At 47.1% G+C, this 10,202-nt stretch carries 7 protein-coding genes and 1 pseudogene; 7 read left to right on the forward strand and 1 reads right to left on the reverse strand.

The genetic code is table 11. The features are described 5' to 3' along the window. The 4 genes from F6J94_RS23385 to F6J94_RS23400 form a co-directional block, all read left to right on the forward strand. Positions 1 to 1,343 (forward strand): alkaline phosphatase family protein (locus F6J94_RS23385; RefSeq protein ID WP_293044600.1); only part of this gene is annotated, 1,343 nt, incomplete at its 5' end. A gap of 508 nt (positions 1,344 to 1,851) precedes the next feature. Next, positions 1,852 to 3,093, forward strand: coding sequence for a tetratricopeptide repeat protein (locus tag F6J94_RS23390; protein ID WP_293044602.1), 1,242 nt, complete (start codon positions 1,852 to 1,854; stop codon positions 3,091 to 3,093). Next, on the forward strand, positions 3,093 to 4,184 hold the full coding sequence (locus F6J94_RS23395; protein WP_293044604.1) for a hypothetical protein: 1,092 nt from the start codon (positions 3,093 to 3,095) through the stop codon (positions 4,182 to 4,184). The genes F6J94_RS23390 and F6J94_RS23395 overlap by 1 nt, the downstream gene beginning before the upstream one ends. Positions 4,185 to 4,190: 6 nt before the next feature. Then, complete coding sequence (locus tag F6J94_RS23400; protein WP_293044606.1) at positions 4,191 to 7,724, forward strand: CHAT domain-containing protein; 3,534 nt, start codon at positions 4,191 to 4,193, stop codon at positions 7,722 to 7,724. Between the two features lie 333 nt (positions 7,725 to 8,057). On the opposite strand, the gene F6J94_RS23405 is transcribed toward F6J94_RS23400, so the two are convergent. Then, positions 8,058 to 8,447, reverse strand: a complete 390-nt coding sequence (locus F6J94_RS23405; protein ID WP_293044607.1) for a hypothetical protein — start codon at positions 8,445 to 8,447, stop codon at positions 8,058 to 8,060. A 120-nt stretch (positions 8,448 to 8,567) separates the two neighbouring features. Between F6J94_RS23405 and F6J94_RS23410 the strand changes: the two genes are divergently transcribed. The 3 genes and pseudogenes from F6J94_RS23410 to F6J94_RS23420 form a co-directional block, all read left to right on the forward strand. Continuing rightward, a complete protein-coding gene (locus tag F6J94_RS23410; RefSeq protein ID WP_293044609.1) occupies positions 8,568 to 9,389 on the forward strand; it encodes an IS4 family transposase in 822 nt (273 codons plus the stop codon). Further along, entirely contained in the window at positions 9,379 to 9,645 is a 267-nt protein-coding gene (locus F6J94_RS23415) for a hypothetical protein (protein ID WP_293030860.1), read from the forward strand. The genes F6J94_RS23410 and F6J94_RS23415 overlap by 11 nt, the downstream gene beginning before the upstream one ends. A 27-nt stretch (positions 9,646 to 9,672) precedes the next feature. Beyond that, positions 9,673 to 9,918: pseudogene (locus F6J94_RS23420) on the forward strand (IS4 family transposase); the annotation flags it as partial. Positions 9,919 to 10,202: the final 284 nt, after the last annotated feature.

A 10,202-nucleotide genomic window follows, 5' to 3' on the forward strand; every position in this document is an offset into this window, starting at 1 on the left:
CCTACACCCTACTCCCTACACCCTACTCTCTACTCCCTACTCCCTACTCCCTACTCCCTTTGCTATCTATGATTAACTCTCAATCCTTAAAAGCTATTCAAAACGCTAGAATAAATGACCACATTGGTAAGCCCCTTTATGACTCCTATTGTTTCTCCCAGATTCCCCAGATGATCTATCATCTGCTCACCGGTCAAGGAAACATGGGTTTACCTAGGAGTGTATTAGGAGAATTACCGGATCGCTATGATAAGGTTATTCTGATTTTTGTTGATGCTTTCGGGTGGCGTTTTTTTGAGGACTATGTTGAACAATCGGAATTTTTGAAGCGGTTTGTAGTAGAAGGTGTGGCTTCTAAATTGACTACCCAGTTTCCTTCCACAACTGCTGCTCATGTGAGTACTATTCATTCAGGGCTTCCGGTTGGTGAGAGTGGTGTCTTCCATTGGTTTTACTATGAGCCGCTGTTGGATGATATTATTGCTCCCTTGATGTTTTCGTTTGCGGGTGATAAGCAACGGGGAACCTTACACACAACTGGCATTTCTGAGCAAAGCCTTTTCCCTACCCAAACTCTCTATCAAAAATTGCAACAGTATGGTGTGCAATCTTATTGTTTTCAACACTACAATTATGCTTACTCTCCTTTTTCACGAGCGGTGTGTGATGGGGCAACTACTGTTTCCTACAAAACTATTCCTGAAGCATTAGTTAACCTGACTGAAGCAGCGATCGCTGAATCCGATAAGAGCTACTTTTTTCTGTATTTGGATACTGTTGATGGCATCGCTCATAAATACGGTCCTGGCTCCCTCCAGTTCCAGGCTGAAGTTAGCACGCTTTTGCTAACCATGGAGCGACTTTTATATCAAACCGTAGCTGGTAAGCTGAAGAATACATTATTACTAATTACGGCTGATCATGGACAAATAGAAGTTTCACCAGAGACTACTATTTATTTGAATCAGCTTAGCCCTTCTATTGAACAGTTTATTAAAAGGAATGCCCAAGGTAAACTGTTGGTGCCAGGGGGGTCATGTCGGGATATGGTGTTGTACATTCAGGACGACCATTTGGATAAAGTCTATGATTTGCTGACGGAGCAGTTGGCAGATCGAGCAACAGTGTACCGCACCACGACATTAATTGAACAAGGGTATTTCGGTATAGGTGAACTCTCCCCATTATTGCTTAATCGGTTAGGTAATTTAGTGATTTTACCCCATAAATATGAAACGGTTTGGTGGTATGAAGAAGACCGTTTTGAACAACACAAGTTGGGCGCTCATGGGGGATTGTCACGGGAAGAGATGGAAACGATTTTGTTAGCGATTGATTTTTGAAGGGTTAAGAAGGTTGAAGGTTGTTCGCGTAGCGTGGCCTTTTGGCCAAGGTTTGGGAAGGTTGAAGGTTGTTCGCGTAGCGTGGCCTTTTGGCCAAGGTTTGGGAAGGTTGAAGGTTGGTTGGTTGTTCGCGTAGCTTGTAGGGTGGGCAAAAACCGTTTGCTTCAAATGAGTATTAATGATTAGATGACTTTGCCCACCCTACTTTAATTGCTATTTTTTTTCCCTACTCCTTTGAAGCTTGTAGGGTGGGCAAAAACCGTTTGCTTCAAATGAGTATTAATGATTAGATGACTTTGCCCACCCTACTTTAATTGCTATTTTTTTCTGATAACTGAACCACTACTCCCTAGGGTCTACTCCTTACGGCATATTCCCTAAGAGATATAGCGTTTTTACTAGTTATGAGTTATGCAAGAGTTTTTTCCTAATTGCTCCAAATAGATAAAAAAAGATCTAAACTACAAAAGAATCTTCTGTACTGTGCTATTGAGTCGTCAAATTATAGATGACTACTTCTGAGCTAGAAACTGCCCTTAATTGCTATCAAGAAGCACTCTCTAACCTAAAAGAGTCTCAATCTCCTCAAGTAAAGGAAGTGCTAGAGATTTTCAATGCCAGGGATGCTGTGCAGGCCGTTTGGAGTCAGTGTAATCAGGTATCTACAACTGATCAACAGCGACTGATTGAGTTGGACCGTGAGCTTAAGAGCAAAGCAGGGCAGATTACCAAAGTCATCGACTTAGCTGAGTACCGAAACAGTTTTCAGCCTCCCGCAGCTGCGTGGTGGTGGCGATTGGAAACAGAAGCATCACCCCATCTCTCGGACCGCTGGGATTGGTTGTGGAGAGGGCTGACGGTGTTCAGTTGGACAGTGAATCTGAGCTTGTTGGTGGATATTGTGCCCCGATTTCTGAGTGCCGGGACCGGAGTTCCAGGAGTAGCAGTGGTGGCGTTTCCGAGTATTTTAACCCTATTGCAAGCCAGAAGCGAACTGACCCAGGCCGGAAAAGAAGGGTTTGAAAAATTACTCAACAGGCTGCGTATTCCCAAGCCTTACCATCAAGAAGCCAAGTTAGCTTTCACATTATTCGTGTCTGCGATTATAGTCCTATTATCCTCGAACAAGCCAGCTTTTTCCGATTGGTACAATCGCCAGGGAGTCAAGAAATATAATCAGGGGCAATTGGCTGGTGCTGAAGCTGACTATCTTCAGGCTTTGGCTCTCGATCCAGACAATGCCAACGCTCACTATAATTTAGGGTCCCTCTACGAAGACCTGCAAAAGTTCGATAAAGCCAAGAGTCAATATCAATTTGCTGTTAAGGGGAATTTGATTAGAGCCCAGAACAATTTGGCTCGCTTGTGGATATTGGAGAAAAAACCAGAATTGGCTACGCCTCTGCTTTGGAAGAGTTTACAGGAGATGGAAAATCAGCCCTTGAGAATCAGATACAACTTGATGAAAAATTTCGGTTGGGCATTGTTACAACAGCAGCAACTAGACCAAGCAGAGTCCATTCTAACCGGAGCGATCGCTTTAGCCACTACACCAGAGGGATTGGAACAAATCACAACTCGCGCTTCAGCCCACTGTTTGTTGGCTCAGGTCTATGAACAGCAAACGCGCAATGGCGAAGCCCTTGAACAATGGCAAAAGTGTTCTCAGCTAGGTTCAATTGATAATCCCGATCAACCGAAATGGTTAGTTTTAGCTTACAAAGCGTTAAAGAAGGCAGGTAAACTCTAATGCAATGGAAAAAATGGAAACTCTTGATTGGCTTGATCCTGGGGCTGAGCTTGGTAGTGAGCTTAGCTAGACCAGCTCGTCCGATTGGAAATGGTTTAAATCTAGTTGTGGCCCTTCGTCCTCAAGGTCAGGTGAAAATGAAGCGTTCCACTTGGCAGGATTATCAGCCAGCCTTTATTGGTGCGCCATTGGCGGCTAAGGATCACCTCTTACTGGGCAGCAATACCTTTGCTAAAGTCCTGTGCCAGAACTTAATGCCGTGGGAACCGGAGGGTGGCAGAGACTATATCGTATCTGAAGGCTGTCCTCCTACCTCAAAACCAAAGCTATCTCAATCCGACAAGGATACAGTGATTGAAAGAGCAGCCAATAATCCAGACATTCCTTATATTCTTAGACCTCGGGATAGTTCTGTGCTTAATCAGCAACCGCTCTTGGGCTGGCATCAGGTTGAGGGCGCGAGCACTTACCAGGTGAGGGTGATAGGTCCAGGGGTGAAGTGGACTCAGGAAACCAGTGCAACGGAGATAGTTTACTCAGGCAAGCAGTCCCTACAACCAGGTGCTCGTTATTGGCTGATTGTCAAGACTGACCAAGGCAAAAGTTCTAAACAGGAAGGGAGTTTCGGGTTTACCATCCTCGATCAGGAAAAAGCCCAGGAGGTATCAGCAGCAGCAGAGCAAATTAAGCAAAAGCAGTTGAGTAAGCCAGCAGAAGCACTAGCTTTGGCTCATTTGTACCGCAGCAATGACTTAAATCCTGAAGCCATTGACCTGCTGGAAACAGCTTTGGCTGATCAACCTGAGTCGCTTCGGGTTTATCAACTTCTGGGGGAGATTTACCAACAAGTGGGATTAAATCGTCTAGCTAGGGAGGGTTACCGGCAAGCCCTAGAACTGGCCAAGACAGCAGGAGATTTAGACACTCAAGCTCAAGTGCTTGGAGGGCTGGCAGTTACCAGTGGGATTATCGGTCAGAAGAATGAAGCGATCGCGTGGCTAGAGCAAGGGAAAGAGGTTTATCAAACCTTGGGAGATCAAGTCAGGGCAGGTCAACTGGAACAAAAAATGGTTAAGATTTTAGGGGGCTAATCGTTGATGAAGGCAAAAATCTTAATCAAGCCAGGGCTGATCGCCGCTACCCTAGTCGGTGTGATCGGGATCAGAGCAGTTCCCGTGCCACCATGGGGACAGACGGGTATAGCCCAAGCTCAAGAAAGCTCACCATCAACTGAGCTAACCGAATCTGTAATTGAAAGAAAACTAGCAGAAGCGTCTCGACTTACTCAGCAAGGGTGGGAGCTTTACCAACAAGGAAAGTACTCAGAAGCTATCCCCCTAGCAGAAAGAGCATTAGGGATTCGGCAACAAGTCCTAGGAGAGGAACACCCTGATGTGGCTACCAGCCTCAACAACCTGGCGCAACTGTACTCTCGCCAGGGCAGGTACCAAGAGGCCGAACCCCTATACCAGCAATCCTTAGACCTTAGGAAACGCTTGCTAGGAGAGGAACACCCTGATGTGGCTACCAGCCTCAACAACCTGGCTGTCCTGTACTCTCGCCAGGGCAGGTACCAAGAGGCCGAACCCCTCTACCAGCAATCCTTAGACCTTAGGAAACGCTTGCTAGGAGAGCAACACCCTTCTGTGGCCTCCAGCCTCAACAACCTGGCAGAACTGTACTCTAGCCAGGGCAGGTACCAAGAGGCCGAACCCCTCTACCAGCAAGCCTTAGACCTTAACAAACGCTTGCTAGGAGAGCAACACCCTGATGTGGCTACCAGCCTCAACCACCTGGCGGGACTGTACTCTAGCCAGGGCAGGTACCAAGAGGCCGAACCCCTCTACCAGCAAGCCTTAGACCTTAGGAAACGCTTGCTAGGAGAGGAACACCCTTCTGTGGCCTCCAGCCTCAACCACCTGGCGGGACTGTACTCTAGCCAGGGCAGGTACCAAGAGGCCGAACCCCTATACCAGCAAGCCTTAGACCTTAGGAAACGCTTGCTAGGAAAGGAACACCCTTCTGTGGCCACCAGCCTCAACAGCCTGGCAGGACTGTACTTTAGCCAGGGCAGGTACCAAGAGGCTGAACCCCTCTTGCAGCAAGCCTTAGACCTTAGGAAACGCTTGCTAGGAGAGCAACACCCCCATGTGGCCTCCAGCCTCAACAACCTGGCGGGACTGTACTCTCGCCAGGGCAGGTACCAAGAGGCTGAACCCCTCTTGCAGCAATCCTTAGACCTTAGGAAACGCTTGCTAGGAGAGCAACACCCCCATGTGGCCACCAGCCTCAACAGCCTGGCAGGACTGTACTCTCGCCAGGGCAGGTACCAAGAGGCCGAACCCCTATACCAGCAAGCCTTAGACCTTAGGAAACGCTTGCTAGGAGAGCAACACCCCGATGTGGCCACCAGCCTCAACAACCTGGCTTTACTGTACTCTAGCCAGGGCAGGTACCAAGAGGCGGAAACCCTATACCAGCAAGCCTTAGACCTTAGGAAACGCTTGCTAGGAGATGAACACCCCGATGTGGCCACCAGCCTCAACCACCTGGCAGAACTGTACGAGACCCAGGGCAGGTACCAAGAGGCCGAACCCCTATACCAGCAAGCCTTAGACCTTAGGAAACGCTTGCTAGGAGATGAACACCCCGATGTGGCCACCAGCCTCAACAACCTGGCTTTCCTATACTCTAGCCAGGGCAGGTACCAAGAGGCCGAACCCCTATACCAGCAAGCCTTAGACCTTAGGAAACGCTTGCTAGGAGATGAACACCCCCATGTTGCATTAAGCCTCAACAACCTGGCTTTCCTATACTCTAGCCAGGGCAGGTACCAAGAGGCGGAAACCCTCTACCAGCAATCTTATGAGCTTATCAAACGGCGGCTAGGACCAGACCACCCACATGTGGCCATCAGCCTCAACAACCTGGGGGTACTGTATTACATTCAAGGTAAGTTCACCTCTGCCCTTGAGCTGTTGGAGCAAGGATTTGAGGTACAAGAACGGAACCTCCACTCCAATTTGGTTGCTGGTTCTGAGTCTCAAAAGCGAAAGTACCTTGATACTATCTCTAGTAGGACAGACGCAGTCATTTCTCTGCACCTCAACGCAGCTCCCAACAATTCCAGAGCAGCGCGTCTGGCCTTGACTACCGTCCTGCGGCGAAAAGGTCGCGTTCTCGATTTCATCACCAACAGCCAGCAAATCCTGGGTCAACAGTTAGACCCTAAAAGCCAGAGGTTGCTGGATGACCTCAACGCTACCCGCACTCAACTAGCCAATCTGACCTACAATCGACCGGCAAATCTACCTCTTAAATATTATCAAGAGAGGGTTAAGTTTCTCTCTGAACAAGCCAACCAATTAGAGGATCAAATTAGCCGTCGCAGCCCTGACTTTCGCACAGCTAACCAACCTGTGACTATCGAAGCCATTCAAAAGCTGATTCCAGCTAATACGGCCCTAGTGGAATTGGTCAAGTATCGACCTTATAATCCTAAAGCGAAAAAAGATCAACGTTTTGGTCTCCCTCGCTACGCCGCCTACGTGCTTCATTCCCAAGGAGACCCCCAAGGGATTGACTTAGGGGAGGTTGAGTTGATTGAACCAGACCTGGAGCTGTTTCGGCTCTCTCTCCAAGACAAAGACACATCCACCGCTCAGTTGAAGCAAGCCGCACGGCAAGTGGATCAGAAGTTGATGGAGCCTGTGCGCCAACTGTTAGGGTCTACTCGACATATCTTACTTTCCCCGGAGGGAGAGCTCAACTTGATTCCCTTTGAAGCCCTGGTGGATCAGCAGCAGCGGTATCTGGTGGAAAACTATCGCTTTACTTACCTTACCTCTGGCAGGGACTTACTGAGGTTATCCCAGGAATCTGCTAGTCAAACTGCTCCCGTGTTGTTGGGCAATCCTGACTTTGACCGTTCTGCTGGTGAATTAATTGCTAATCAAAATCATCGCAACCTCCCCAGTGCCCACCTTACCCGTTCCATTGACCTATCAAAGCTGGACTTTTCACCATTACCAGGCACCGCTGAGGAAGTAAAAGAAATTGCTAACAAGCTGGGAGTAGACCCTTTACTGGGGGCTAAGGCCACAGAGTCAGCGGTCAAACGAGTCAATAGTCCCAGGATACTGCATATTGCTACCCATGGTTTCTTCGAGAATGCTCCCAATCAAGAACTGACAACACTCTATGACAATCCCATGCTGTTGTCCGGACTAGTGCTAGCAGGGTTTAAGCAGAAGCGAACTGGTTCAGAGAATGGGGTACTCACTGCCTTGGAAGCCGTAGGACTTAAGTTGTCTGGCACCGAGTTGGTAGTCTTATCCGCTTGCGATACCGGTTCCGGACGGATTAGTTCAGGAGAGGGCATCTATGGCTTGCGTCGGGCTTTTGTGATTGCTGGTTCACAAACTCAGCTGATCAGTTTGCGCAAGGTAGAGGATGAAGCCACCAAAGAGCTGATGCTGACTTACTATCAGCGCTTGCTAGACGATAACATGGGGCGCACCGAGGCTCTGCGGCAGACCCAACTGGACATGTTGAAAGACGAGAGGTATCAGCATCCTTATTATTGGGCGAGTTTCATTGTTTCGGGGAATTGGGAACCGATGGGAGAATGAAGAATGAAGAATGAAGAATTGAGAATTGAGAATTGAGAATGTAGGTTGTAGGGTGGGCAAAAAACCTTGGTTTAGAATGAGTATTAATGATTATAGCGTTAATTGCATGTATGAGGTAAAATAATTCACCTCAAAGTCCCCCTTTTTAAGGGGGACCAACGGGGGATCCATTTGTACATCATGAGTTCTATAAACGTTATAGATTACTTTACCCAACCTACTTTAATTGGGATTTTTTTTTACTACCGATTCCCTGCTCCCTGCTCCCTGCTCCCTGGTTTAGAATGAGTATTAATGATTATAGCGTTAATTGCATGTATGAGGTACAATAATTCACCTCAAAGTCCCCCTTAAAAAGCTATCCATTAGGCAAAAGTAGTCGAAACGGTGATAGAGACTAGGATTTAGGCAAGGATTGGGAGAGGAGTGGTGAGAGCCATTATTAGACGAATAGGGGTTTCCCAAGACTGCGATCACAAAATAAGAAGTGCGATCGCAAAATAAGAAGTGCGATCGCAAAATAAGAAGTGCGATCGCTAGACGAATAGGGGTCTCCCAAGAGTGCGATTGCCAACTCTTAGAGAGGCTAGGCCAAATCATAGCTATCGCCACTGGGAAACGCTTCGCGCTTATTGGGCGGGTTGAAGCTGCTCCCCACCCAAACACTGTACTGGCGTGGCAAGATACCGTAGGGAGCGCTTCAACCTCCGCTGCGCCGCCCAATCTTTCCCAGTTGTAGTATCAACTTAACAATCGTGTTCGCACTTTGTGGACAGCAAGGCTAAGGTTGTGAGAGTATCAGAGGAAAAGTCAATCAGGGGATGAAGAAGAACAAATGAAGGATTGGATAAGCCAGGAAATAAATCCAAAATTTTTCAGGACATACGCCATGCCAAAAGATTGAGAAAGACACTGTTGCTCTTAAGCGAACATCCAGGAGAAACAGTACCGAAAGCGAGTGGTAATGCGAACAAAAGCCAAAGTATCTACAGATTTTGGTCAAATGAGAAAGTGAAAAAAACACAAATATTGGCTTCACACAGGGAAGGTGTAGTCAGGAGGTGTGTAGAAGCAGGAGTAGTACTGGCTATACAGGATACGACCGACTTGGAGTATACAACACATGAAGCAACCAAAGATTTGGGATATATCAATCAGACTCCTCAACAAGGAATCAAAGTTCATAGCTGTATAGCAGTAAGTAGCAAAGGAGAACCATTGGGAATGCTACATCAGCAGAGTTGGACAAGAAAGCAAAGGAGTGGAAAGAAAAAAGAACGCAAGAAAAAACCAATTCAAGAAAAAGAAAGCTATCGATGGTTACAGACAGCTAAAGGAGCCGAAGAAGGACTAGCCGAAAAAATCCAGCTTATACATGTTGCAGATCGTGAGGCTGATATCTTTGAGTTATTTGCCCAAAAGCGCTCTGCCAATAGCGAATTACTGATTAGAGGAGAGTATAACCGCAGAGTGAAAGAGGAGATGGGATATCTGTTACCGATGATTGAACAAGGGTCAATTTTAGGTACAATGACCATTAACTTGGAGCGTAATCCCAAACGTCGAGCTCGTCAAGCAACATTGCAAATCCGAGGGATGAGAGTCACACTGGAAGTACCTCATGCATCACCCCAAACCTCACAATCTCCATCCAGTGGAAATTAACGTACTACTGGTAGAAGAAACGGAGAAACCGGCTGATGGTAGTCAACCTATTCGTTGGTTGTTGCTCACTACTCTACCCATTGATGACTTCCAACAAGCTTGGCAATGTGTACGGTGGTATAGCTATCGATGGCTTATAGAACGCTTTCACAAAACCGCTAAAAAGTGGCTGACGCGCGCGAAAAACTTCAACTCCAAACCCGAGAGCGTTTACTCAAAGCATTGGCTACTTATAACATTGTTGCTTGGCGACTAATGTGGTTGACGTAATCTCGCTCGACTTAATCCGAATGCTTCTTGCCAAGTTGTTTTCTCTCCAGCGGAATGGAAACTCTTGCGACGTAAATTTCAACCCAAAAACCGCTCGAAAAAACCTCCTACTCTTCATCAAGCTCTGATTTGGATTGCGCGCTTGGGTGGATTTTTGGCTCGTAGTGGAGATGGTGAACCTGGCCTGAAAACTCTCTGGCGAGGGCAAACGACCTTCTACCATTTGTTTGAAGGTTCACAACTTGCTTCTACATCCTAGTCTCTATCACCGTTTCGACTACTTTTGCCTAATGGATAGCTTAAAAAGGGGGACCAACGGGGGATCCATTTGTACATCATGAGTTCTATAAAAACTATAGATTACTTTACCCAACCTACTTTAATTGCTTTTTTTTTCACTACCGATTCCCTGCTCCCTGCTCCCTGCTCCCTGGCTTAGAATGAGTATTAATGATTATAGCGTTAATTGCATGTATGAGGTACAAATGGATCCCCCGTTGGTCCCCCTTAAAAAGGGGGACTTTGAGGTGAATTATTTTACCA

The organism is Moorena sp. SIO1F2 (assembly GCF_010672755.1).
GTDB lineage: Bacteria > Cyanobacteriota > Cyanobacteriia > Cyanobacteriales > Coleofasciculaceae > Moorena.

What these genes read in the sequence shown, in the direction of transcription:
- F6J94_RS23395 (WP_293044604.1), top strand. Translation starts at nt 3,093, where the DNA reads ATGCAATGGAAAAAATGGAAACTCTTGATTGGCTTGATCCTGGGGCTG.
- F6J94_RS23390 (WP_293044602.1), top strand. Translation starts at nt 1,852, where the DNA reads ATGACTACTTCTGAGCTAGAAACTGCCCTTAATTGCTATCAAGAAGCA.
- F6J94_RS23400 (WP_293044606.1), top strand. Translation starts at nt 4,191, where the DNA reads ATGAAGGCAAAAATCTTAATCAAGCCAGGGCTGATCGCCGCTACCCTA.